General features: G+C 45.9%; 17 protein-coding genes. 16 read left to right on the top strand and 1 reads right to left on the bottom strand.

Translation table 11 applies throughout. The features are described from left to right. Positions 1 to 186: 186 nt before the first annotated feature. From MHH89_RS14195 to MHH89_RS14145, 11 genes are all read left to right on the top strand, one after another. Complete coding sequence (locus MHH89_RS14195; RefSeq protein ID WP_076279257.1) at positions 187 to 2145, top strand: carbohydrate-binding protein; 1959 nt, start codon at positions 187 to 189, stop codon at positions 2143 to 2145. Between the two features lie 88 nt (positions 2146 to 2233). Next, positions 2234 to 2692 carry a TIGR00366 family protein gene (locus MHH89_RS14190; RefSeq protein ID WP_248549335.1) on the top strand — a complete coding sequence of 153 codons (459 nt, stop codon included), beginning with the start codon at positions 2234 to 2236 and terminating at the stop codon, positions 2690 to 2692. A 327-nt stretch (positions 2693 to 3019) separates the two neighbouring features. Next, on the top strand, positions 3020 to 4942 hold the full coding sequence (locus tag MHH89_RS14185; protein ID WP_341087385.1) for a BglG family transcription antiterminator: 1923 nt from the start codon (positions 3020 to 3022) through the stop codon (positions 4940 to 4942). 29 nt (positions 4943 to 4971) lie between these two features. After that, positions 4972 to 5310, top strand: coding sequence for a PTS lactose/cellobiose transporter subunit IIA (locus MHH89_RS14180; protein WP_038572728.1), 339 nt, complete (start codon positions 4972 to 4974; stop codon positions 5308 to 5310). A 1-nt stretch (position 5311) separates the two neighbouring features. Then, on the top strand, positions 5312 to 5617 hold the full coding sequence (locus MHH89_RS14175) for a PTS sugar transporter subunit IIB (protein WP_036683292.1): 306 nt from the start codon (positions 5312 to 5314) through the stop codon (positions 5615 to 5617). Between the two features lie 3 nt (positions 5618 to 5620). After that, positions 5621 to 6919, top strand: coding sequence for a PTS sugar transporter subunit IIC (locus MHH89_RS14170; RefSeq protein WP_076148309.1), 1299 nt, complete (start codon positions 5621 to 5623; stop codon positions 6917 to 6919). 18 nt (positions 6920 to 6937) lie between these two features. After that, positions 6938 to 8398, top strand: coding sequence for a glycoside hydrolase family 1 protein (locus MHH89_RS14165; RefSeq protein ID WP_076279256.1), 1461 nt, complete (start codon positions 6938 to 6940; stop codon positions 8396 to 8398). A gap of 230 nt (positions 8399 to 8628) precedes the next feature. Continuing rightward, on the top strand, positions 8629 to 9825 hold the full coding sequence (locus tag MHH89_RS14160; protein ID WP_076279255.1) for a sensor histidine kinase: 1197 nt from the start codon (positions 8629 to 8631) through the stop codon (positions 9823 to 9825). Then, a complete protein-coding gene (locus MHH89_RS14155) occupies positions 9822 to 10475 on the top strand; it encodes a response regulator (RefSeq protein ID WP_076279254.1) in 654 nt (217 codons plus the stop codon). Before MHH89_RS14160 ends, MHH89_RS14155 begins: the two co-directional genes overlap by 4 nt. A gap of 163 nt (positions 10476 to 10638) precedes the next feature. Continuing rightward, positions 10639 to 12861 (top strand): MMPL family transporter, encoded by a 2223-nt coding sequence (locus tag MHH89_RS14150; protein ID WP_076279253.1) that lies wholly within the window; start codon positions 10639 to 10641, stop codon positions 12859 to 12861. A 22-nt stretch (positions 12862 to 12883) separates the two neighbouring features. Next, positions 12884 to 13588 (top strand): glycosyltransferase family 2 protein, encoded by a 705-nt coding sequence (locus tag MHH89_RS14145; protein ID WP_076276787.1) that lies wholly within the window; start codon positions 12884 to 12886, stop codon positions 13586 to 13588. A gap of 103 nt (positions 13589 to 13691) precedes the next feature. Here MHH89_RS14145 and MHH89_RS14140 read toward each other — a convergent pair whose 3' ends face one another. Further along, on the bottom strand, positions 13692 to 14345 hold the full coding sequence (locus tag MHH89_RS14140; RefSeq protein WP_076128891.1) for a GntR family transcriptional regulator: 654 nt from the start codon (positions 14343 to 14345) through the stop codon (positions 13692 to 13694). A 219-nt stretch (positions 14346 to 14564) separates the two neighbouring features. Between MHH89_RS14140 and uxuA the strand changes: the two genes are divergently transcribed. From uxuA to MHH89_RS14115, 5 genes are all read left to right on the top strand, one after another. After that, positions 14565 to 15641: a mannonate dehydratase gene (gene uxuA / locus MHH89_RS14135; protein ID WP_076191830.1), complete on the top strand. Its 1077-nt coding sequence runs from the start codon at positions 14565 to 14567 to the stop codon at positions 15639 to 15641. Continuing rightward, positions 15642 to 17252 carry a mannitol dehydrogenase family protein gene (locus tag MHH89_RS14130; RefSeq protein WP_340920087.1) on the top strand — a complete coding sequence of 537 codons (1611 nt, stop codon included), beginning with the start codon at positions 15642 to 15644 and terminating at the stop codon, positions 17250 to 17252. It abuts the gene before it with no gap. A gap of 221 nt (positions 17253 to 17473) precedes the next feature. Next, entirely contained in the window at positions 17474 to 18853 is a 1380-nt protein-coding gene (locus tag MHH89_RS14125) for an ABC transporter substrate-binding protein (RefSeq protein ID WP_341087380.1), read from the top strand. 150 nt (positions 18854 to 19003) lie between these two features. Beyond that, positions 19004 to 24085: a pectinesterase family protein gene (locus tag MHH89_RS14120; RefSeq protein WP_341087379.1), complete on the top strand. Its 5082-nt coding sequence runs from the start codon at positions 19004 to 19006 to the stop codon at positions 24083 to 24085. 81 nt (positions 24086 to 24166) lie between these two features. After that, positions 24167 to 25915: an S-layer homology domain-containing protein gene (locus tag MHH89_RS14115; protein ID WP_341087378.1), complete on the top strand. Its 1749-nt coding sequence runs from the start codon at positions 24167 to 24169 to the stop codon at positions 25913 to 25915. Position 25916 lies beyond the last annotated feature (1 nt).

Raw genomic sequence — 25916 nt, 5'->3', positions numbered from 1 at the left:
ACAAAACCGGGGCTGTATTTTAAAAGGAAACTTTGCTGATGCAGAAAAGGTTAGTATTACTCTGCCACTTCCGAAGCTGAACAGGAATATGTCGACTTTATGAAAAGAGTAATAGAGCATCACTGGTGAAATCATTATTCACTGATGACAGAGTATTTTCTGAAGATATGAAAGAGGTGTTTATTTATGCTAAAAAGGTTAAAACTATTAAGTTTAATTGTTTGTATGCTCGCCAGTCTTTTAGCTGTCGTTCCTTTGACAGCAAGAGCGGCGGGCACAATTGTAAGCTATCCATTACCGTCGATCTATACCACGACCAGTCAATACACGGTAACAGCAGACTCTACAAATATACCGGTAATCGACACTTCGGCGGTATTTGTAAACTATAATTATTGTAATTTCTCTTTTTCAGGTACTACTACAATCACAATAACAGCAAGCGAGACAATCAATACCTATAATATTTCTCCCAAAGCTTTGGGAATCACTGCAACAAAGAGCGGAAATACACTTACATTTACACTTTCATCACCAACATATCTTATAGTTAAAATCAATAACCTGAAAGATCTGGTTATTGCGGCAGATGCTCTTGAAACCAATGTTCCGGCTTCATCCGGTACAGGTATATACAATGTTAAAACCGGGTACGGTGCCGACAGTACCGGTGCCGCTATGGCTACAACTGCAATACAAAACGCCATAAATGCGGCTAACGCAGCAGGTGGCGGTATAGTATACGTTCCAGCCGGTGTTTATAAGTGCGGAAACCTTGTTTTAAAAAGCAATGTTTCGGTTTATCTGGAGGGTGGTTCTGTTATAAGGGGTTCAGGAAATCCAAGCGATTACACTACCCATTTTCATAAGAATTCTCTGGGTAAGGATGGAACATGGTTTATTTATACTGAAACAAATGCAAACAATATTAAGATATACGGCAGGGGGACTATTGACGGCAATGGCCATTATATGAGAAATACAAACAATTATTTGAACAATATTCTTGTACCCTTGCAGTGCAGCAACTTCACGGTTGACGGCATAACAATAAGAGACAGCGGTGGCTGGGCTACAATAGTTACAAGATCTAATAACGTAACATTCCAGAATACAAAGCACTTCAACAACAATGAACTTGATTATGAAAATGATGCAATCGACATTCAAGAGAGCCAGAATGTACTCATAAAGCACACTGTAGCAGTATCGGAGGATGACACATACTCATTTAAGACATGGGATGTAGAAACTACGGATATAGCTGCAAACTGGCCTGGAAGTCCTGAAAGCCAGTCAAATGTAGTTGTGGATGATGCTTTGGCTTGGAGCAGATGTGGAGCATTTAAGGTTGGAGATGGAGTGAAACAGCTTCAGGATGGCATAGTTGTTAAAAACTCTTATGTATACCGGTGCTGGCGTGCTTTAGCAGTAGGTCATCTTTATGGAACTCCAGCAGCACAAAACATCATATTTGACAATATAGATGTAGAAGGCTTCTGGCCAAGATCCGGTGTTCACTCCAGATGGTTTGATCTTTCTGCGAAAACCGGTCCGATAAAAAATGTGGTCTATAATAATATAAATTTACGCGCTTTAGGTGAAGTTTCAATAATGAAGGGTTGGAGTGACACATCTACTGTCTCCGGAGTTACATTAAACAATGTTCGCGTCGGTGGAGTTGCGGCAACTACATTGGCAGAATTGAAAATAACAGATACTAACAGCTATGCTGCAGCTCCAAAATTCAACACATTGAAATTTGAAGCGGAAGGCTATAACCTTAGTTCAGGTGTTATTTCCTATGAGGCAAGCACTGATGGTGGGCTGGATGTTGGTGGAGGGAGTAATGGCGACTATATAGCATTTAAAAATGTAGATTTTGGTAGTACAGCTAAAACAAGTATTGATTTGAAGGTTGCATCCGCTAATTCCGGCGGAAGAATAGAATTCCACTTGGACAGTCCTACGGGCACTATGCTGGGTTATTGGACAGCAGAAAGCACAGGCGGATGGCAGACATGGTCAGTCAAGAATATCCCGCTTAATGCCGGGACCGCTGTAGGGACCCATACCGTATATGTAACTTTTGTTAAGTCAGATTCAACCACAGTTGCAAATTTAACCTGGTTCCAGTTCAAATAGAATGGAAACGGTTTGATTTAATTGCAATAAGATGGATCTAGCTATTGTTGTGGCAGAATCGCCGAATTGAGGCCTTTTTAATGCCAAGATGAAATATAACTCACACTACGCTGCTGTGATCATCGGTTTGGCCCGGGGGATCCTCGTCGTTGCAGAGAACGGGATGATTATCGATACCATTTTGAATGGCCTGGCTACTATGCTTAAGGGGTTGCCGAATTACTTGTTCACCACCATCATGCTGGTCGTGCATAATATTATTACGTTCTTGGTTCCTTCTTCATCCGGAGAGGCGGCCTTGACGATGCCTGTGCTTGCACCATTAGGCGATCTTGTGGGTGTTAACCGCGAAGCGGTAGTAACCGCATACCAATTTGGAAATGGATTAACGAATCTCATTTCGCCAACAGGTGGTGTGCTGCTGGCAGGTTTGGCCATCGCCCGGATCAATTTTGGACAATGGTTAAAGGTAATACTCAAGCTGTTTCCGATTCTTTGGCTGGTGGCGGCAATCTTTGCTGCAGTTTCCTCAGCTGTGGGCATGTAGTGGATAACATATTGCAAAGCCATGCGGGATTTCCCGCAGAAGATAATCAAAATCCCAAGGTCATACTGACCTTGGGATTTTTGACTCTACATATTGATCCTATTCCCCTCACATCACACTCTCCTCGTTGTTGTATATTTCCTCCTGATTTGTGGCCACAAATAATGTATGCTAAGAATTTAATCCGTTATTTACCTATCCGTCAGTTTCTGCCGTTCCAAACAGCAGAATACAAACTGTTCAGAAGATAACGCTTCCACGTATGATGTATTCATAACCAGCTGAGTGCTTCATCCGATACTAGTATCACAAATGAGGGAATTTAAGGTGAGAGAATATACGATTGTTAATATTTTATATACCCGCAAGAGTCCTGTGCGCATGAGTGAGCTGATTGCCGAAGTGGGGTTGTCCGAACGGACTCTCCGTGACGTGATCCGTGCACTCGACAAAACAGGAGAGGCGAATGGTTTCGGTATCCGTATGATCCGCGGCCAGGGTTATCTACTGGAGATTGGCGATGAAGCCAAATTCAGTAGCTACCAGGAAAAAGGAATGCTGCAGCTGGATCAGGTGGATCTCGATAATAAGCAATCACGCCAGCAGTATTTACTATTCTATCTCTTGCAGAACGATAACTATCAGTCTATGGATAACATGGCGGAAGAAATCGGCGTTAGCCGTTCTACTATTATTTCCGATCTGAAGGAAGTAGAGCAGCGACTTGCCGCTTTCCGGCTTAGCTTGAAACGTCGGGCTCATTATGGCATGAAAATCGAGGGGGAAGAGCAAGACTTCCGTAAAGCCTTTTCTTACTTTATCTTGCAATCGGGTCATACGCTGCAGCATACGGAGGATTTTCATGCTTTTAGTCAGGACTTTGATGCTGAGCAGCTTAAGGGATTTCTACTGCAAATCCTCAAGGAAAAAGAACTGAAGATCTCGGATGTGTTTCTGGATAATATCTTGACCCATCTGTTCATTCTTCTTTACCGGGTTTCCAAGCACAATTTCATTGTGGCTGGACAAGCCTTGCAGGGAACACCTGAGCCGCTGTATCAGGATATTGCCGGGAGTATTGCAGATTTCATCTCCTCTCAATACCAGATTAAGCTTCCGGCGGATGAGATTGATTATTTGGCGCTGCACATTTCTGGCAAGACCATTATGGAACGGATGTCGGAAGAGACCAAATCGCATCTGCGGGAGGGAATCACGGCTATTCTGGAGCGCTTGGACCGCGAGTTCCTTACTGGATTCACGCAAGATCAAGAGCTGCGCGAAGCACTGCTATTGCATATGTTCCCGCTGCTGAACCGGTTGTATTACAATCTTCAGCTCGGCAATCCATTGGTGGAGGATGTTTACAGCCAGTATGCCAATGTGTTCGTCATTTCCTTCCGCTTCGCTGAGATTGTAGAGGAGCAGTACGGGTTTCGGATGTCGCGCGATGAGGCAGGGTATGTCGCGTTGCATTTTGCCACTCATCTGGAACGGATGCAGCAGCGCAATCTGGAGAGGTTCAAGCGGATTGCCGTGATCTGCTCGACAGGAGGGGGCAGTGCCCAGTTAATCCGGCTGAAGCTGGAAGCGGTATTCCCCAAAGCGTCGGTGATCACAGCCTCCATCACGGAGGTGGAGGAGATCAGCAGCAAGCCTGTGGATCTGATTCTCTCTACTGTACCGCTGGCAACAGAGATTAAGGAAAAACCGGTGATCCATATCAAACAGCTGCTGGATGATCAAGAGATTCAGCGGATCAAAGAAATATTGTCTTTGCAGATTAATCGCACAGAACCATCCTACAAGCTGATGGATTTCAAGGATTTGTTCCGCAGGGAGCTGTTTCATCTGTCTGGTTCGGACGAAGATTACATGGAGCTGTTAAAGCAGCGCTGCCGGGAGATCGTGGGCAATCATTATGCAGCTGACGATTTTCCCGAACAAGTGCTGCTCAGAGAGCAGAAATTCACCACCATTTACAAAAATGGGGTGGCCGGCCCGCATCCGATGCGGATGAGCGCGATCCGCGACTGTATCAGTGTAACCGTGTTGAAGAAACCGCTGATCTATGAGGGTAAGCCGGTCCAGTTGATTTTTCTGATCAATCTGGGTCCGGGGCAGTTATTCCTGCACAAAGAGATCAGCAAGCTGCTACTGGTTCTAATGGAGAAGGAAGACAGCCGTAACCGGCTGCTAAACACGAATAGTTATGAGCAATTTATGAATGAGATAGAGAACCTACTATAAATAAAATGACGATACGGAGTGGAGAACCCATGGATTATGAACAAACGATTATGCAGATTATTGCCAGCAGCGGAGAGGCAAGAAGCCTTAGCCTAAAAGCGGTAAGAACCGCGCGCGCCGGAAACCTGGAAGAAGCGGGCGAGATGATTAAGAACGCCAAGACCAGCTTGACCAAAGCACATAAAGTACAAACGGGGCTGATCCAGGCTGAAGGCCGGGGCGAAAAGACAGAAATTACGCTGCTGATGATTCACGCGCAGGATCATTTGATGAATGCCCTGACGGTTAGAGAACTGGCTGTGGAACTGATCGAAGAAATCAAAGAACGCAAAGCGCTCGAACTAGAATTGAAAGGATCGGTGAACTAAGATGAAAAAAATATTGCTCGCCTGTGCAGGCGGATTCTCGACAAGTATGCTGGTGGAACGGATGAAAGAATCGGCACGGACACAAGGGGTTGAAGTGGTTATTGATGCGGTGGCGGAGAGTGACATCGCCGATCAAAAGCCTTTTGACATCATTATGCTTGGACCACAAATGGGACATGCCGAAGGCGATCTGGCCGCAGAATATCCGAACATTCCAGTAACTACGATCGATATGATGGACTATGGCATGATGGATGGGGACAAGGTGCTGGCTACAGCACTTGAACTGATGGAGAAGGGGGCTTAAGTCATGGCAGGCGGCGCAGAATGGAGAGCCAAGATCCAGAAAGTCAGCACGAAAATCCAAAAAAACACCTATATCAGCGCTATTTCCAACGGTCTGATGGCCTTGATGCCAATTTTGATTCTGGGCGCTATTTTTTCCCTGATTAATGCACTCAAGCTTGATCCTTATCAGAATTTCCTGGAAAGCACTGGACTCAAAACTTATACTTCGATTCCGGCAACTGTAACCACCGATTTGATCGCACTCTACGCGGTGTTCTCCATCGCTTACAATTTCGCTACCCAACATAAGCAGCAAGGCTTTTCGGCAGGGATTTTGGCGCTGATGAGTTTCTTGCTAGTTACACCAAAAGGACTGCTGGATGACGGTGTGACCAAAGCATTTGGTTACTCCTGGTTGGGCGCCAAAGGATTGTTCGTGGCAATCATCCTGGCACTGCTGGTAGGTAAGATCTATACCTTTGTATTGGAAAAGAAATTCTATATCAAAATGCCGAAGGGTGTTCCGCCCACGGTCGAGAAATCTTTTGCCGCGCTTACGCCTGGTTTTATCGTAGCGGTTCTGATGCTAGTGCTGACGGCGATTTTCGCCGCAACGAAATATGGCAATATGCACGAGTTTGTCTTCTCGATTATCCAGCTGCCACTGACTAGTCTGGGGGGTACCTGGTGGGCGATGCTGATCTGCATCTTCGTAATTCACCTGCTGTGGTTCTTTGGAGTTCACGGCACCTTGGTAGTCTATTCCGTTGTCGGCCCGATTTGGGTGGCTTTGGGACTTGAGAATCTGGACGCTTACCAAAGAGGTGTGGAAGGTACGCATATCATTGGTTCGCCGTTCTTCCCGGTTTATGTACTGATCGGTGGTGCAGGGGCAACGTTAGGTCTCATTATTGCGATGCTGTTTGCCAAATCTACACGTTATAAGACACTTGGTAAACTGGCAATTATCCCAAGTCTGATCGGTGTCAATGAGCCGGTGATTTTCGGGATGCCATTGGTGCTGAATGTTCGGTTTATGATTCCGTTTATCCTGACTCCGCTGGTGAGTAGTGGTCTGGCGATTCTTCTGACGACGCTGGGTATCCTTCCTGTGCTGCACGGGATTCAGGTGCCGCTGGGCATTCCGGTGCTGGTTAATGGCTGGATGAACGGGGGCTGGCGCGTAAGTGCGTTCCAGCTGGTTATGATTGGTGCAAGCTTCATGATCTACTATCCATTCTTTAAAAAAGCCGATGCCGAAGCGCTGGAGCAAGAACAGCAGGCTGAAGCTAAAGCGGCAGCAACCGCTGCCGCCAATTAATAAAAGGAGGCTCAACCGATGACTTATCCATTTCCGGAAAACTTCCTGTGGGGCGGTGCGGTAGCCGCTAATCAGGTCGAAGGCGCCTATAATGAGGGCGGGAAGGGTTTGTCCACTGCTGATGTAGTCAAATATTGTCCTCCTAAGGAACGGCAGAGCCTGGAACAGCTATTGTCCATGTCCGGCCCACAGCTAGAAGAGGCCATACAGGATGATAATCAGGGGAATTACCCCAAACGCAGAGGGATTGATTTCTACCACCGCTACAAAGAAGATATCGCCTTGTTCGCTGAGATGGGTTTTAAGGTATTCCGTATGTCCATCTCCTGGCCACGTATTTATCCGAATGGCGATGAGCAGGTACCTAACGAGGCAGGATTGCGTTTCTACGACGATGTTTTTGATGAGTTGCGCAAATATAATATCGAGCCGCTGGTCACCATTTCCCATTATGAAATGCCGGTGCACCTAGTCACCAAATACAACGGCTGGGAATCCAGAGAACTGGTTGAACTGTTCGTCCGTTATGCGGAGACTGTGTTCACCCGTTACCGGGATAAGGTGAAGTATTGGCTGACTTTCAACGAAATCAACTGTACGCTCAAAGCGCCGTTTCTGGGCGCAGGGATTATTCTGGATGGCAAGTCAAATGAGAAGCAGATTGCTTTTCAGGCTTTGCATCACCAGTTCGTAGCCAGTGCGCTTGCGATTAAGCGGGGCCGGGAGATCAATCCGCAGTTCCAGATCGGCTGCATGCTGGCCCGCAAGCTGCTCTACCCATATTCCTGTCATCCCGGTGATGTACTGAAAGCACAAGCTGAGAACCAAATGGCAATGTTCTGCTCCGATGTTCAGGTTAGAGGCTATTATCCTTCTTATATCCGCCGGCATTTGGAGCAGCATGGAGTGACAATAACCATGTTGCCGGGAGACGAAGCTTTGCTGCGGGACAATCTTGTGGATTTTCTTTCCTTTAGTTATTACATGTCCTCAGTAGTCAGTGTAGATGAGAATATCACAGCCACCACGGAAGGTAACCTGTCCTCAGGGCTGAAGAATCCCTTCCTGAAAACTTCCGATTGGGGCTGGCAGATCGATCCAAAGGGGCTGCGGTTTGTGCTCAAGGAGATGCATGACCGCTACCAGCTTCCTTTGTTCGTAGTAGAGAATGGTCTGGGTGCTGCAGATGTGCTCGAACTGGATGGCACGATCCGTGATCCATACCGGATAGAGTATCTGGCACAGCATATTGAGCAGATGGCGGAAGCCATTGCCGATGGCGTGGAGCTGATGGGCTACACCAGCTGGGGCTGTATTGATCTGATCTCGGCTTCCACCTCGGAGATGCGCAAGCGGTACGGCTTCATTTATGTTGATCAGGATGATGCAGGCAATGGAACGCTGCTGCGTCTGCGTAAGGACAGCTTTTACTGGTACAAAAAGGTCATAACCTCTAACGGTGCAGATTTAAGCTATTAGTGCGGGGTTATAGTTCTTGTTCATTTTTTACGAAAACCTTGAGAAATCAAGGTTTTTTTGTTTTTTTAATAGGGAATAGAGATCGTGTGTGCTTCTTCTTATAACGAAGTTTTATCAGGGAAGGCATTACAAGACAAGGCGATCTCGATTGCCCAAACGTACATGTACTTTCGTACATTACCAACATGTAGGTTAAATCTTTATAATAGAGGAGAAGGAGGGTCAGCCAAGTGAAAGAAAAAAAAGCCGGACTATTGTTCATCGATGAATTGTTTGCGTCCAGATTGCCGCTTTTGATCTGGGTATCCATTGTATATATTGGCACTATGTTGCTGCAGTTTCTTAAGGACCCTCAAATATTATCCAGTTCGATATTTACAGGCTTATTCACGGTCCATATTTTGCTGCACTGGAACTCCTATCGAATCACTAATAAGCAATTTTGGTTTTATTTTTCGGCACAAGCAATTTTAATTTATCTTTGTGCGATTTTGATGCCGCAGGGGTACCAAGCAGTGTTGATGGGATTGCTTCCGGTCCTGATTGCCCAAAGCCTTGGTTTTTCATTTCGGATAAAAAGAATCGTCTTCGTTGCCCTTATTAGTATAATTTTGTTTTTTGATTCATCGCTTACCGTGGGCGATACCGATGAATTGATTGTATTTATGCCATTATTTGTTCTGATGCTTGTGATCGTTTTAGCGTATACATTATTGTTTTTTCAACAGGTTCGCGAGCGTCTCAGAATTCAGAATTTTTTGCATGATCTAAAAGAGGCCCATAAAAAGGTAGAGGAGCTGACACTGGCCAATGAACGCCAACGAATGGCTCGGGATCTGCATGATACGTTGGCGCAGGGAGTGGCTGGATTAATTATGCAGCTCGAAGCCGCGGATGCCCATATGACCAAGGGTAACACAGAGCGTTCTCAAGAAATTGTCAGACAGTCTATGAAGCAGGCTCGCACAACCTTAGCCGAAGCTCGTAGAGCAATTGACAATTTGCGGGCGAAATCAGCTTCAGAGATTGATTTTAGGGAAGCGGTCGATTATGAAACACAGCATTTCGGTGAAGCTACAGGTATCGTTGTAACCATGGATTTTAAGCTTACCAGACGGTTGTCTAGAGTAATGATGGAACATAGTTTACACATTATAAAAGAAGGTCTGACCAATATCGCCCGTCATGCCCGGGCTGACAAGGTGTGGATTACCCTGTCCGATCAAAATGAGCGGCTTTTTATAGAAATCAGAGACAATGGTTTGGGATTTAACACAGACGCCATCGGCAAGGATGCCGGACACTACGGTTTACTCGGGATTCAGGAGCGGGTAAGGCTGATTGGAGGAGAATTGAAGGTGCGCAGCAGTTCGGCTGGAACAAGCATTCAGGTTGAGACATCATTTAGTGAGGGAGACCCTACATGACGCAAGTGAAAATTCTGATCGTAGATGATCATTTTGTTGTCCGGGAAGGCTTGAAGCTGATCCTGGAGACGGATGAACAGTTTCAAATTGTTGGAGAAGCGGTAAATGGGCAGGAAGCTATAACCCTTATAGATGAAGTGCGACCGGACGTGATCCTGATGGATTTGAATATGCCGGTCATGAGCGGACTGGAAGCCATGAAGGTATTGAGGGAGAAGAACAACTCCGTTCCAGTTATTATTTTGACGACTTACAACGAAGATGAATTAATGATTAATGGACTGGCCTTGGGTGCGAGAGGTTACTTATTAAAGGATACGAACCGGGAAAATTTGTTCAGGAATATTGAATCGGCGATAAGAGGAGAAACCTTGCTCTCAGCAGAAATCATGGAGAAGGTGATTTCTGCTCGCGAGCAGCAGAAGGCTTCGGCTCCGATTCATAAAGAAGTATCCTTGTTATCCGATAAAGAAACTCAAATTCTGCAAAGTGTAGCGCAGGGCTTCAAAAGTAAAGAAATCGCCTTTGATTTGGGAATCTCAGAACGTACTGTAAAAGCTCATCTGACGAATGTTTACAACAAGCTAGGGGTAGATTCGCGATCGCAGGCAGTGGCGGCCGCTTTGGAACGGGGGATTTTACATATGTAAATTTGAACATGCGAAAGAAACCTTTCACATGTTTTTTTTGCGGACTAATGGGCTGCCCGAAAGGGCAGAGCGTGTCCGCCCCTTTGGACGATGTTAGCAAGACTTCTCTTCTATAAGATAAAGGCATAGAGAAAAACATTAGAATAGAGGAGACGATACTGAAATGGCCAAATTATTGTACCGGCTTGGGTTCTGGTCGGCGAGCAACCGCATTAAAGTCATTCTAGGAAGCATTGCCATCCTGCTGATCTCGGCAATCGTAGCTCTTTCGATGGGGCCTAAGCTTCATGAGGGAACTACTATCCCTGGACTGGAGTCCATAAAAACGATGGAACAGATGTATCAGGAATTCCCCTCCATGGTGGATAACAGCGGCAAAATTCAGTTGGTGATGAAATCACTAACGGATGAAACCTTATCCTCAGAAACAACTAAGCAATTAATTGGTGCACAGTTAGAGGAAGTGGCTAAGGATCCGGCGGTCACAGCAGTAGTAAGTCCTTATGACAATCATTCGGTAAGTGCAGATGGCAAAATTGGCTATGCCACCATCTCATACAATACTCCAGGTAGTGATGTTACAGAAACATCAAAGGAACGTGTGCTTGATGTGGCAGGTATTTTGCGTGATGCCGGCTTACAAGCTGAATTAACTGGCTCTGGTTATGTGAAAATGGAGATCGGCGGCGTTACAGAAGGGATAGGGGTGCTCATTGCGCTTCTTGTTCTCACCGTTGCTTTTGGATCCGTTCTGACGGGGATCTTACCGATTCTTACGGCAGTCATTGGTCTTGGTACCGGCGTGATGTTGATCATCATCGGCTCGAATTTCTTCGACACCCCTTCTTTTGCTCTATCCCTGGCCAGCATGATTGGTCTGGCAGTGGGGATCGATTACGCGTTGTTTATTATCTCAAGATATCGGCAACAGCTTGCCGAAGGTTATGAGAGAAAAGAAGCAATTGCGATTGCGAACGGCACGGCAGGGAGTGCGGTTGTCTTTGCAGGCATAACGGTTATTATCGGTCTTGCGGGAATGTCGGTGATTGGTATTCCTTTTCTTACCGCAATGGGTTTAGCCGCTGCGCTTTGCATTTTCGTGGCTGTTCTCATCGCTATTTTTATGGTTCCTGCTATCCTCGAAGCGATGGGAGGCTTGATCAAAGCCAAATCGAAAAAAAGATCCAAAGGTTCAACCCGCAACAAAAAGAACGAGACTCGAGGTAATTTATGGGGGAGTTTTGTTACCGGGCGCCCATGGTTGGCTGTGATCCTTGGGGTAGCATTGCTGGGCACTATTGCAATACCTTTCTTCAACATGGAGACAGGCACCATGGATGATGCGCAAAAATCGCCGGAATTAACTGAGCGGCGGGCATACGATCTGATGACAGAGGCATACGGTGTTGGGTATCATAGTCCGCTCGTTATCCTAGCCGAAACTGATGGTGGACAAGACGCTGCAGCTAATCTGTCTGGGGCGCTGGAACAACTTAGAACCTATCCTAACATTGGTACGATTGCTCCTGCTGTTCCTGGTCCTTCCGGAAAGATTTCTTTGATTCATGTGATTCCGGCTACCGGTCCTGCAGATAATAAAACGGTAGATCTGGTTAAACAAATTCGCAGTCAAGCAGCAGAAATCGAGAGTCAAAATCATGTGAAACTGAAAGTAACCGGGAGCACAGCCGTAAATATCGATATCTCTCAGAAGCTGAACGAGGCGCTGCCTGAATTCTGTATCATCATCGTTGGCTTGGCTTTTGTTCTTCTAGTGATGGTATTCCGGTCCATCCTGGTTCCCATCAAAGCGGTCCTGGGATTTATTCTTTCTTTGGGGGCTACATTAGGTTTCATTACCTTCGTCATACAGGATGGACATTTGCAAAATGTGTTCCATTTTAATGGGCAAGCTCCCATACTCAATTTTCTCCCAATCATGGTCGTCGGCATTTTGTTCGGACTTGCCATGGACTACGAAGTTTTCCTCGTCAGTAGAATGCGGGAAGAATTTAAGAAAAGCGGGGATGCCAAAAAGTCCGTTCTGGCCGGTATTCATCACAGCGGCGGGGTAGTTACAGCTGCAGGACTGATCATGATCTCTGTTTTCACGGGATTCATGCTGGCAGAAGATCCGAACATCAGGGTGATGAGCTTTGCACTTCTCTTTGGGGTTTTGTTCGATGCTTTTGTTGTCCGGATGCTCATCGTTCCCGGTGTAATGACTTTGCTGGGAAAATCAGCGTGGTATTTGCCGAAGTGGCTCGATCGCTTGCTTCCTAACCTGGATGTAGAAGGTGAGGAAGTGATGAAGGCGGTTGAGAAAAAACAATTAAGACTAGTGAGGGATCCTAAAACCAACCTCTCTACTGAACTCCTAAAATAAGTGGATAGTGAGGTGTTGCTCGATGACTCACCTTTCCGTGGTCGTACCTATTTTTAATGAAGAGGAAAATATATACGATCTTTACTTAAGTATTACTGAAGCATTAAGAGGGAGAATTGAGCATTACGAAATCGTACTGGTGAATGATGGAAGTAGGGATCGTAGTGCCGTGCTGTTAAATGAAATCGCACAGATGGATCAAGCGGTAAAGGTCATTCATTTTGAAAAAAACTACGGGCAAACGGCAGCCATTTGGGCGGGGATGAAAAATTCCCAGGGCGAACTGATCGCCCTTATGGATGCAGCGCTACAGACAGATCCACGGAACATCTTTAGATTAATGCCTTTCATCAAGAAAAGAGATTTTGTAAATGGAAAATGGGCAGATCATAAAGATACGTGGTTTAAGAAAGTTTCTTCAGGTTTCGCGAAAAAAATCCGTAATTGGATTATTGGAGGTTCAATTTATGATATAGGCTGTCCTATGAAGCTCTTCAAAAGGGAGGTAGCTGACAGTTTCTATTTATATAATGGAATGCACCGCTTTTTGCCCACGGTGGCTAAGATGAACGGCTTTTCAGTTATTGAAGTTACGGTAACCCATCAAGCGAGGAAACACGGAAACTCTAAATATGGGGAAATCAATCGTGGCGGTATGGGTTTCATGGATGCCATATTGATTGGCTGGCTCAAAAAGAGAGTCATTCTGTATCGGATTAAGAGATAATTGGATTTAGAGAACATTATGTAAATTGAACAAGAGACATCACGGAGAATTCCATACGATGTCTCTTTGTTTGTTTTAAGGCAGTAAGCTGCCTTTTAGCTGACTATTTCTTTAAATATTCCGAGAAATTCTCCTGAAAATCCAGTGAATGAATATCTTCCCGGAGATGGTGGTGGATTAGCGGGCCGATTTTGGCGGTTTCTTTTTGCACCATAAGCTCAAGAATGGATTGGTGTTCGTTCCAGATTTCTTCCAGCTTGTCGGTCTTAAGCATGTGCAGTCTGCGGTACCTGAGATAATGTACATTCGACTGCTGGATCAGAGTCCACAGATACTCACGTCCAGCAAGCCTGTACAAGGCCCGGTGAAACTCGTCATCTAAATTAAGGAAAGAATCTACAGCATTCTCCTGCCCGATGACCTCTTTCTGTTTCTTAAGAATTTCTTTAAGCTCGTGCACTCCTGGTAGTAAAAGCTGTGCAGAAAGATCCTTGAGGATCTCCTTTTCCAGTGTGCAACGCAAGTATGTGATTTGTTCAACAGATTCAAGATCAATAAAGGAGACAATATTACCTTTTTTCGGATAGATATCGGTATAAGATTCCAGTGCAAGCTGTTTGAGAACATCACGCAACGGCGTACGTGAAATCTGAAACCGCTCAGACAAGGCTGTTTCACTCAGAATGGTGCCTGGCTTTAACGCCAGCGTGAGGATTTCTTGCTTCAGTGTGTTTAGAATTTCAGCTTTAATTGACATTTCTGTTCCTGCTTTCAATTGTTGATGACAGATACAGTACTAGTATACATGATAAGTTCGTTCATTAAAATCATTGGGATGAAAATAGGGTGGATATTCCTTGATTTCAGGATAAAATTCCTGATCAAATTGTGATTGACAAAGAATTGTTCTTATTCTATGATCAAGTAAATCTTGTATACAAGATAGTTGAAAACGAATTCACAGGAGGGTTTATCAATGAACATGACGTGGAGATGGTATGGCGAGGGCAATGACAATATCACGCTGGATCATATTCGGCAGATTCCGGGTGTTATGGGGATTGTCTGGTCTTTGCATGAGAAAGTAGCCGGAGAAGTGTGGGAAATGGAACGGATCCAAGAAGTGGCGGATCAAATCACCAGCAAGGGTTTCAGCACGGCTGTAGTAGAAAGCGTCAACGTTCATGATGATATCAAAATCGGCTTGCCGACCCGTGATAAATATATCGATATTTATATCGACACCATTCGTAAACTCGCCAAGGTTGGCGTTAAGGTGATCTGCTATAATTTTATGCCTGTTTTCGATTGGACCCGCACAGAGCTGTATAAAGAGTTGCCTGATGGCTCGAATGCTCTCTTTTATGAAAAGGCTGCCATTACCGATAATCCGCGTGAGATGGTGGACCGGATTCTGAAGGGAGCTGGAAAGTTCACGATGCCGGGCTGGGAGCCGGAGCGGCTGGAAAAGCTGGATGAGCTGTTTGCGGCTTATGCGGATGTGACGGAAGATAAACTGTTCGACAACCTCCAGTATTTCCTGGAACGCATTATTCCAGTATGCGAGGAAGTGGACATCAAGATGGCTATCCATCCCGATGATCCGGCTTGGCCGATCTTTGGACTGCCGCGTATTATCCGCAATCGGGATATGATCCGCCGCTTTCTGGATTTGGTGGACAGCCCGTACAACGGTTTGACGTTCTGCACAGGGTCACTCGGCACGAATCCGGATAACGATCTGCCAGCGATGATCCGCGAGTTCCATGATCGTATTCATTTTGCCCATATCCGCAATGTGAAGGTATTTGAGAACGGTGATTTCATTGAGGTGTCGCACCGTGGGCGTGACGGAAGCGTTGATGTGGCCGAGGTGGTCAAAGCCTATCATGAGAACGGATACATTGGTTATGTACGTCCGGATCACGGGCGGCATCTGTGGGGGGAAGAGAAGAACTGCCGACCGGGTTATGGCTTGTATGATAGAGCTATGGGCATCATGTATTTGCTTGGTGTTTGGGATAGCTTGGATAATGTCAAGGAGGCAAAATAAATGCTGCATCTGACCAGAAGCAGTATCCAAGGGGAAAAAGCAGCTTGGAAAGCTGCTGGTGTGGAGCTTCCACAGTTCGACTATGAGCAGGTAGCAAACAATACACAGCTTAAACCGGAATGGATTCATTTCGGTGCAGGTAATATTTTCAGGGGATTCGTGGCAAATGCTCATCAGAAGCTGCTGGATAGCAGAAAGTCGGATACAGGTATTATTGCGGTGGAAACCTTTGATTTCGAAATGATTGATAAAGTCTACAAGCCCTACGACAATCTGACCCTTTTAGTGCTGATGAATGCTCGTGGTGATTTCCAGAAAAGAGTAGTCAGTAGTATTGTGGAGGGAATCGCAGCGGACAAAAACCGAGAAGCGGAGTACCGTCGATTGATCGAGGTGTTCGAGAATCCCAGCCTGCAAATGGCCAGCTTCACCATCACGGAGAAGGGTTACTCGTTGACGGATCCGTACGATAAATATTTTGGCATTGTGGAAAAGGATATTGAGAGCGGACCGGAGCATCCTGTTCATGTCATGAGCATTGTAGCTTCGCTTGCTTATCGAAGATATCTGAAAGGCCAATATCCGATGACCTTTGTCAGCATGGACAACTGCTCACACAATGGCGACAAGCTGAAGAACGGTGTTGTGTCCATCGCTAAGGAATGGGCCCAAAGAGGACTTGTTATAGAAGACTTTGTGCGCTATCTGGAAGATGAACGAGTAATAACCTTTCCATTGTCCATGATCGATAAAATCACACCACGTCCTTCGGAGAGTGTACAGGCAGCGCTTCTGGAACAGGGAATTGGTGATATGGATGTGATCATTACCTCCAAAAACACATATACCGCTCCTTTCGTAAATGCTGAGATCAGCGAATATCTTGTAGTGGAGGATAACTTTACGAACGGACGTCCACCACTAGAGGAAGCCGGAATTATTTTTACGGACCGGGAGACAGTCAACAAGGTGGAGACGATGAAAGTAACGACCTGCCTTAATCCGCTGCATACGGCGCTTGCTGTTTCCGGTTGTCTGCTTGGCTACACCTTGATCGCGGATGAGATGAAGGACGATACTTTGCGGAGGTTTGTGGAGATAATCGGTTACAAAGAAGGTCTGCCCGTCGTAGTGGACCCGGGGATTCTCAGTCCAAAGCAGTTCCTGGACGAAGTCCTTACGGAGCGTTTTGCCAATCCATTTATCCCCGATACTCCGCAGCGGATTGCTACAGATACTTCGCAGAAGGTGGGTATACGGTTTGGTGAAACTATTAAATCCTATATTCGACGGGAGGAGCTCGATCCAGCGCAGCTAACGGCGATTCCACTGGCTATCGCTGTGTGGTGTCGTTACTTACTTGGAGTGAATGATGCTGGAGAGGTCTTCACATTGAGTTCAGATCCGTTACTAGAAACACTGCAAGGTTACCTGCAAGGAGTTTCACTTGGAGACCAAACCGCTAGTGTGCGCCCCATTCTTGAAGATGAGCGACTTTTTGGGGTTCCGTTGTACGAGATTGGTCTAGGTGATAAGATTGAGATTATGTTCCAAGAAATGATGGCAGGCCCAGGAGCGGTACGGAGAACATTAGAGCACTATTTAAAGTGAAAGCTAGGCAGTTAAGTAGATTTGAATTAATATAGAAGAAAATAAAGCGAAAAAAGTCCCGAGGCAATCAATCGGGGCTTTTTTTTGTATGATTTTAAAAAATCCAAACAAAGTGTGAAAAGAATCTTATGTAAAATGAGAAGGACGAAAGTTAAACTAAACACATGACGAATAACCGGTGTTCGTCAACTGAGCGACGAATTTTGAGGGGGTTCAACACCATGTTCAAAAGAAAAAAAAGCTGGGCACTTGTCATGGCTTCGGTCATGTTGGTTGGAGGCGTGTTAAGTGGTTGCGGAAGCAGTAACAATAACAACAACTCGTCGAATGCCAGTCCCCAGCCAAGCAGCTCGACTAGCGACAGTGGTACTGAAACGAAAGATTCCGGCAAGAAGACAACGCTTACGTTCTGGGCTGCGGCTACTACACCGGACCGTGATGTATTCTGGCAAAAAGTTACGAAGGAGTTCATGGCTGAGCATCCGAATATTAAAATCGAATACTTGGGCGTGCCTGGAGATTTGAACGGTTATATACAAAAGCTGAATGTCGCTATTGCTGCTGGACAAGGGCCGGACCTGATCAATAACTTTACGTCCGACTTTATTGCACGCGATGTGCTTGAGCCAATCGATTCTTATTTCGATAGCTGGGAAGGAAAGGACAAGATCACAACGGGTTCGGTTACCTCAATGAGAGCAGCGGATCCGGTTGACAAGAAGTTATATGGATTGCCTTATGGCGTTCTGCCTTGGATGGAATGGATTCGTTCGGATTGGCTGAAGGAATCAAATCTACCGAATCCGGACACATGGGATCAATTCTTTGACAACGCACAGAAGTTGACTGACAAGTCCAAGGATCGTTACGGATACTCTATACGGGGTGGAGCCGGAAGTGCAACCTCGCTGGAATATCTTATGTATTCATACTCGGGAATTACGAACTATTTCACGCCAGAAGGCAAAGCCACGATCAACGATCCACTGAATGTAGAGTTTCTGGAGAAATACTTGAGCGGTTATAATGTCAATACACCTGAAGATGACTTGAACAAAGGTTGGACGGAATTGGCTGCTTCGTTCCAGTCCGGCAAGGTAGGTATGATTTTCCATAACCTTGGTTCCGCAAGCGCTCACAGTAAAGCATTCAATGACGATTTAACCAAGTTTACAGCTGTTCCATTCCCTATGGGTGCCAAAGGCTATCGCGTTCACCCCGGCGTTACACCATCGGTGATGATGATGACAAAGAACTCCGAGAATAAGGAAGCAGCATGGGAATTCATGACGTATTTCGTAACGCACAATGATAGTGAGTACGGAGAGCTCTATGGCGAAATTCCGACTTATCTTGATGCTTTGGATGCTGATTGGATTGTAAACGTGCCTTACGTGAAGACGGGCGCAGACCTGATGAGCTCACCGGACACGAAGTTTACCGATAATCCCGTTTATCTGCCGGGCTATAACAAGGTTCAGACGAATATGGAGCCTATGATCCAGAAGGTAATGGCCAAAAAGATGAGTGCCAAAGAACTATTGGATGAATGGGCAAAGCAGCTTGAAAAAGAAAAAGCAAGTTTTGACTCTTCGAAATAAAACAGTTAATATCCCCGAACAATAAATAATCTCAGCAGGCGGGCTCTTGACGATACTTGGGCCGCCTGTCTTTTGAATGACAACTCCCTAATGATTAATGCCACTAATTGACAGCGTTTTCATCACCTGCAAATGAACAGGAGGTAAGTTATGAAAAGAATTAAGAGTGTCCTTATTGCATTATGCGCTTTATTGCTCATCCCGATTGTACCTGAAATCGCCTTTGCCGGAGAAACCAACACGGCTTATGCCGCTGCGAACATTAATGATTCCTTATCGGCTAATATTTACTCCCCGACGGATTTACGAATGGCCCCTGCCTCTAATACGGATACAACCGTAGTGTTAGCATGGGAGAAACCTCTATTTTATTCCAACATTACTAAGTACAATATTTATGACAGTGATGGAACCCGGGTTGGTTCGACGGACAAAACTTACTATAAGTTTTTAGGATTAACTCCAGAGAGGACATATACCTACACGGTACGAGCCCAGGATACATCTGGCAACGAATCTTTAGATAGCAATACGGTCCAAATCACAACTAAAAAGACGGGCATCAGGTTTAATGTTAAGGATTATGGAGCATCCGGAGATGGCAACACATTGGATACCGTGGCAATTCAAACCGCGATTGACGCAGTTACTCCAGGAGACACTTTATACTTTCCACCCGGGAAGTATGTGACTGGCGGATTGTTCCTGCACAGCAATATGACTGTATTTGTAGATGCAGGGGCTCAAGTGATGCCTAGTTCACACAAGGCTGACTTCTTGCCGTTCGTAACGGCCAGACACAGTATTGAGGAACCCGAGGCTTATCAAAGTTTATTTAACGCCGGAGTTATGGATCATGACAAGTACGATGATTATAGTGTAACTGATATTACATTCCTTGGACCCGGAACAATTGGTGACGAGGAGAGCGGCTTGAAGCTGCGTGAGGAATACGATAACGACAAGGTTGAAGTTGGAACAACCTACGGTGGTGGACATCTGCTATCTTTTAATAACGCACACAATGTCTATATCGATGGATTGAAAATCCGCAATGGAATGATGTGGACCGTAGTACCTGTATACAGCAAAGACATCACCGCCTATAACCTCGATATTAACACCACGCAACATAATGGAGACGGCTTTAATCCGAATTCTTCCGAGAGCGTTTACATTTTGAATTCTACCTTTCAAACCGGGGACGACGGCAGTGCAATTAAATCCGGGATCAATCAAGAAGGCCGGGATATCGGCAGACCCTCCAGATTTATTTATTATCGCGGAGATACCTTTAGTGGTGGACACGGCGGGGTCGTTATCGGAAGCGAGATGTCTGGCGGAATAAGCGATATCTACGTGGAAGACTGCAATCTGATTCCCCTCGACGTCAAGTCGAACACTGTGGCACCGGGCTTTAAGATCAAAACAAGCACATCCCGGGGCGGCTACATTCGGAACATTCAAGTGAGGGATTCGCTTATCAACAAGATTGATCTGAATTCCAACTATGACAAGCTTCCTGTTCCTGATATTTACCCACCGGACATGAGTAATTTCCGGTTTACCAACCTGCGGAACAACGATATCTCTGGAACGGATAACATTATTTCGTTGACAGGGGCAGCCTCCACTTCAACAGCTGATAACGCTTTGAAGAATTTGCAGTTCATTAATTGTGCTTTTGCTAAAGCTCAATTAGCCTACACGGAGAATATCTTTTTCACCAATAGCAGCTTGCCCAAAGGAATTAGCGCTACGAACAGTGCGAATATCGTTCAGGATGGTGTGGTCGTAACTGATAAAGCCTTCCCGGTTCACGAGGATTTCACTGAATATAAAGCCGGGGATACGCCGGGCGGATATTGGAGTGCTTCGAGCTATGCCCCGGGTCTGATCACTATTACGGCGGACGGAGATTTGAATCCGAACAGTATTTTCCTTAATGACCAGGATAGCGGTTATGTAAGTGTATCCCGTGGTTTTGGTTCGCAGACGGAAACCTTATCGGCAGAAGTGCATCTGAAGTTCCCGGCCCCTCCCAACTTAACGAACGGTGTGCCGAACGGTACTTATGCGAACAAACCTACCTCGAATAATCGGGTATTTCAGCTGCTCGGATCGAATGGTAAAGTAGCCGTCTGGTTAAACACTGAGAATTCGGGAGCATTAAGTTATGTCATCAACGGAAAAACATCTCCTATCATCATTCCTGCGATCCCGCTTGATAAGTGGTTTACAGTCAAGACTGTGGTAGATTTTCCAAACAAGCTTGTGGATGTTTATTACAACGGAACGAAGGTGTTAAGCAAACAGCCATTCTATGATTCAACCCTGGCGATGGCGGATATTAGCACCTTCAAATCCATAGGGCCTAATAATAATACGACAGTGGCATCTCAAGTTTACTTGGATAATCTGTACATTAGTGCTTCTGAGCAAGCTACCAGCGGTTATGGAATCCAGCTAACACACTCAGGTTCGACGAATTCAATCTCCGATAAAGGAGGGCGTTTAACCTTTAGTGCCACCAAAACTACGGGAGAAACTTCGCAGGTTACATGGGCTGTCTATAATAGTGATCTGACCCCTACAGATGTGGCTACTATCGACGATAATGGAGTACTGACCGCTAATAGCAATGGTAAAGTCATCGTCGCAGCGACGATGAATGACGGAACAGCGATTATCGGATTGATGCCAATCACCATAACAGGACAAGAAACAGTTGTTGGCTATAAGTCCTTACAGGTAACGACCGCATTAGGCACGAAGCCTAATCTGCCGAATCAGATGCCGATTTTGAGAGAGGATGGAGCGGTAAGTTATGCTCCGGTAATCTGGGATTTAGTTCCGGCGTCTGAATATCAGCAGATAGGAGCATTCACTTTACAGGGTACAGTAACGGGATATTCAGCAAGAGCTGAAATTCAAGTGGAAGTGGTTTCGGCTGGCATGACCGGTTATCGGCCTGTCATCGCGACAACTGCGAAGGGCATCGCACCGAGTTTGCCAGATCACGTAACGGCGATCTTCAATGATCAAATGACCAAATCTCTGCCAGTGTCCTGGGAACCCATCTCCCCAGACTTGTATGCGGATACAAATATTGACGGGTTCAAGGTTATGGGTACGGTACAAGGATCGGACCTACCGGTTACTGCTCATGTATATGTTCTGTCTGATATCGCTCCAGACGCGAAGGTTATCGTCGTTGCTGCAGATGGAAGCGGAGATTATAAAAGTATCCAAGCTGCTGTCGATGCAGTCCCGGACCAGAACCGCAATCGCATCATTATTTTTGTGAAAAACGGCTTGTATTATGAGAAAGTTCTTATTCCAGATACCAAGCCTTACATCTCTTTAATGGGTGAGAGCAAGGATGGAACGATTCTCACCTATGATGATAATCCGAAAAAAACGGCCCCGGATGGTACCTCGTTAGGTTTGGGCACTTATACGGATTATACGCTCATGATTAAAGGCCATGATTTCTATGCCAAGGATCTAACGGTCATTAATTCCTCGGGCTCCGGAGCAGGTCAATCCGTTGCCGTCGACGTATATGCGGATAAAGCTTTTTTCGAAAATTGCAACATCATCGGTTATCAGGATACACTGTTAACCCGCAATCTGACCGATAACGCGGATCCTAACAACTATGCCAATAATGCAACCATTCAATCCTATCGTTCCTACTTCAAGGATTGTTTCATCTCGGGTTCGGTAGACTTTATCTTTGGTCCGGGTATTGCTGTTTTTGATAACAGCGAGATTCATTCCAGATTGGCTGGGCATGTGACGGCAGCTTCCACTCCTGAGGGACAGGAGTATGGCTATGTATTCTTGAACAGCAAAGTGACCGGCGAAGCGTTGCTTTCGTCTATATCCGCTGTTGATTTGGGAAGACCATGGCGTCCATATGCGAAGACTGTATATCTGAACAGCTACATGGGAGATCACATTGCTCCAAGTGGCTGGAACAACTTCGGCAATTCAAAAAATGAAGCAACCGCATATTACGGTGAATATCAAAGCTTTGGTCCGGGAGCAAATCCGCAGGCTAGAATGAACTGGACCCATCAATTAACGGACACGGAAGCCGAAGCGTATACATTGCACAGTATTTTCAGCGCAACGAGTGCGATCAACGGGAAAGAGGATTGGGATCCTACCCAGCTCGCTTCCGACAATCCAATCGAATCGCTTCTGCCAGTTCATGTTGAGACACCAGTAGGTGTGGCTCCTATTTTGCCAACAGTTGTAGGCGCTGTTTATGCAGATGAAACAGTGAAGCAAGTGCCTGTCGTTTGGGAAGCTATCAACCCTGAGTTATATGCGGTAGAAGGGCGATTTACAGTTACGGGCGCTGTCTATGGCACGGAGTTAAAGGCCGAAGCCAAAGTTACTGTTCGATCGGGAAGTTTTTTAACCGGACCGGACTCTGTGGAGAAGGGGCAGTCCTTTGAAGTCGTATATGGCATGTCTCGTGTTACAAGTGATGTATATGGCTTGGATTTGACGCTGAACTACGATCCTGAGCAAATTCAGTTCGTGGCAGCGGAATCCTTGCTGGATGGAATTCGTGTCATCGATTCCTTTGATAATGAGGGACAAACAAGGATTCTCATGGCAAGCACAACCCCAGGGGTTGGCATGAGCGGCGATTTGCCGAGAATTCTTCAACTTCACTTCACTGCAAAAGATGTAACGGAAGCGACGGTTGCTTCATTAGAAGCGACCCGCATTATTATGAGCGATGGCGAAGGTAATGAATCTTCTGTGGAAGGCACTGCTTATCAGGTTAACATTACTGTGACTGATACAGGTTCGGGAGATGTCATTAGAACAGCACTCCAGTCTATCCTTCACGAAGCCGCCAGCACTTTGGCGTCGGCATCGATGGGTACACTTTGGGGGCAATATTCGCAGTCAGCTATTGCTATCTTTAAGGATGCCATTGCGAACGCAACCGTTGTCTTAAACGACAGCGATGCTACACAAGAGGAAGTGAATCTAGCGGCTCAAGATTTGTCTACTGCACTTCAAAAGCTCGCTACAGCGATGAATCTCGAGGCCGGCATGGATGATCTTCTTCTTCTGAGCTCCAAATATGGCATCACTTCAAGTGATAACGGTTGGAGTGAGGTAAGTAGGTATGATCTGAATAAAGACCAGCAGATCGACATCGTCGATCTGGCTGGAATGGCCCGTAAAATCACTTCAAATTAAGTTTGCTAAATCTGGAGGGCGCTGACTCAACGGCAGCGGCGCTCTCTCCTATCTTGCTATTGAAAGGGTGGATGAATCGAAATGGCTAAACTCAGAATCGCGGTGCTTATGCTCCTTGTCTTTTTTCTAGCGAGACCTGTGGTAACGCAGGCTAGTAGTGAACCCAACTTCCAAACTGTGTTATCAAAAGAAAGTCCTACCCTCAACAGTACCTTTACTGTTGAGATTGCAGCGAACCTAATGACGGATTTGTACGCGTACGAGTTGAATCTGACCTATGATCGCTCAAAGCTGGAGTTCGTGAGTTACACAGCAGGCGAGGGCGGCTTCAACATTGACGCCCTATTGACGAATAACGGCGTGCGGCTAGCGCATACAGAGCTTGAGAAGAAATCTGGCAAGAACGGAGATCTAAAACTGGCCACAGTTACTTTCAAAGCGCTTGAGAGTGGCGATGTCAAAATCGTTCTATCCCGTGTGAAGTTAGTAGATTCGCAACTGGCTGCGGTTAACTATACCCTTGATGCATCGGCGATCGCGCATATTGTTAGTATCGATGACAACAACGGAAACAACGGCAATAACGGTAATAATGGAAACAACAGTAACAACGGAGCGGAAGGAAACGGCAGTTCGATCCAGCCTACAACTTCGAGTAATGTCAACGGTTCTACGATCAAACCGGTGATTCGTTATGACGCAGCTGCACAATCGGTTCAATCAACCGTGGATCTAGAATCACTGCAGAAAGCTCTTAACCAAACTACCGCCAACGACAAAGGAGTAAAAAAAGTAATCATTGAAGTCGAGTCGAAGCCCGGGGCAAAAGAGTACGTTCAGACGATTCCAACTTCGGCTATATCCAATGATGTCAAAAAGGCGGAAATTGAAATTGTAACACCACTGGCTAACCTCACTCTCCCTGATAATATGCTGCAAGCTGGGGTTACCTCCAATGAACAAATAAGTCTTCATATCACAAGTGTTGATCCTAAATCCTTGCAGCCGTCCGTGCAAAACCAAATCGGCAACCATCCCGTCATTCAAGTAACTTTAACGTCGGGTGGCAAGATCATAACCTGGGATAATCGCCAAGCTCCGGTCACAGTCAGCATCCCCTACGTTCCTACTGCACAAGAGCTGCTTAATCCAGAGCATATCGTTGTGTGGTATGTAGACAGTCAAGGGAAACTTACTTCGGTTCCTAGTGGTAGATATGATGCGAAGTCCGGTCGCGTCAGCTTTAAGACTACACATTTCAGCATGTATGCAATTGGTTATACGAATAAATCCTTTAAGGATCTTGAGTCTGTGGCTTGGGCTAAAAATCCGATCGAGGTTATGGCTTCCAAGGGAATTATTAGTGGTGTGTCCGATACAGAATTCCGCCCATCTCAAGCTGTTACTAGAGCCGACTTTTTGGTATTGCTCGTTAGGACGCTAGAACTGAGCGGAAAAGCTGGAGATACCTTCGCGGACGTCCCATCCCAAGCTTATTATTACGAGGCCGTTGGCATTGCTCGGGCACTTGGCATTGCGGAAGGCTCAGGAGACAACTTGTTCAAACCGCTTGAGCCAATCACCCGTGAGGACATGATGGTCCTAACCGCCAGAGCCTTGAAGGCGTCAGGTCAACAGGTTACAGGTGGAGATACATCCGTGCTTCAACCGTTCAGCGATGTTGCGAAGATTTCTGCCTATGCGTCTGAATCTGTCGCAAGTCTAGTGAAAGCGGGTTTGATTCACGGGAATGGCCGCCAAATCGAGCCTAAGTCTACGACGACACGAGCGGAAGCAGCTGTGTTAATGTACAACATATATAACCTCTGAT

The sequence above is a fragment of the Paenibacillus sp. FSL H7-0323 genome (assembly GCF_038002725.1).
GTDB classification, from domain to species: Bacteria; Bacillota; Bacilli; order Paenibacillales; family Paenibacillaceae; genus Paenibacillus_AQ; species Paenibacillus_AQ odorifer.
Note: the sequence above shows the minus strand (reverse complement) of the source record. Positions and strands in the feature narration are given on the sequence as shown.

Coding starts and splice junctions, on each gene's coding strand:
- MHH89_RS14150 (WP_076279253.1), top strand. CDS start 10,639: ATGGCCAAATTATTGTACCGGCTTGGGTTCTGGTCGGCGAGCAACCGC.
- MHH89_RS14190 (WP_248549335.1), top strand. CDS start 2,234: ATGAAATATAACTCACACTACGCTGCTGTGATCATCGGTTTGGCCCGG.
- MHH89_RS14120 (WP_341087379.1), top strand. CDS start 19,004: ATGAAAAGAATTAAGAGTGTCCTTATTGCATTATGCGCTTTATTGCTC.
- MHH89_RS14155 (WP_076279254.1), top strand. CDS start 9,822: ATGACGCAAGTGAAAATTCTGATCGTAGATGATCATTTTGTTGTCCGG.
- MHH89_RS14145 (WP_076276787.1), top strand. CDS start 12,884: ATGACTCACCTTTCCGTGGTCGTACCTATTTTTAATGAAGAGGAAAAT.
- MHH89_RS14195 (WP_076279257.1), top strand. CDS start 187: ATGCTAAAAAGGTTAAAACTATTAAGTTTAATTGTTTGTATGCTCGCC.
- MHH89_RS14125 (WP_341087380.1), top strand. CDS start 17,474: ATGTTCAAAAGAAAAAAAAGCTGGGCACTTGTCATGGCTTCGGTCATG.
- MHH89_RS14175 (WP_036683292.1), top strand. CDS start 5,312: ATGAAAAAAATATTGCTCGCCTGTGCAGGCGGATTCTCGACAAGTATG.
- MHH89_RS14140 (WP_076128891.1), bottom strand. CDS start 14,345: ATGTCAATTAAAGCTGAAATTCTAAACACACTGAAGCAAGAAATCCTC.
- MHH89_RS14170 (WP_076148309.1), top strand. CDS start 5,621: ATGGCAGGCGGCGCAGAATGGAGAGCCAAGATCCAGAAAGTCAGCACG.
- MHH89_RS14130 (WP_340920087.1), top strand. CDS start 15,642: ATGCTGCATCTGACCAGAAGCAGTATCCAAGGGGAAAAAGCAGCTTGG.
- MHH89_RS14115 (WP_341087378.1), top strand. CDS start 24,167: ATGGCTAAACTCAGAATCGCGGTGCTTATGCTCCTTGTCTTTTTTCTA.
- MHH89_RS14180 (WP_038572728.1), top strand. CDS start 4,972: ATGGATTATGAACAAACGATTATGCAGATTATTGCCAGCAGCGGAGAG.
- MHH89_RS14165 (WP_076279256.1), top strand. CDS start 6,938: ATGACTTATCCATTTCCGGAAAACTTCCTGTGGGGCGGTGCGGTAGCC.
- uxuA (WP_076191830.1), top strand. CDS start 14,565: ATGAACATGACGTGGAGATGGTATGGCGAGGGCAATGACAATATCACG.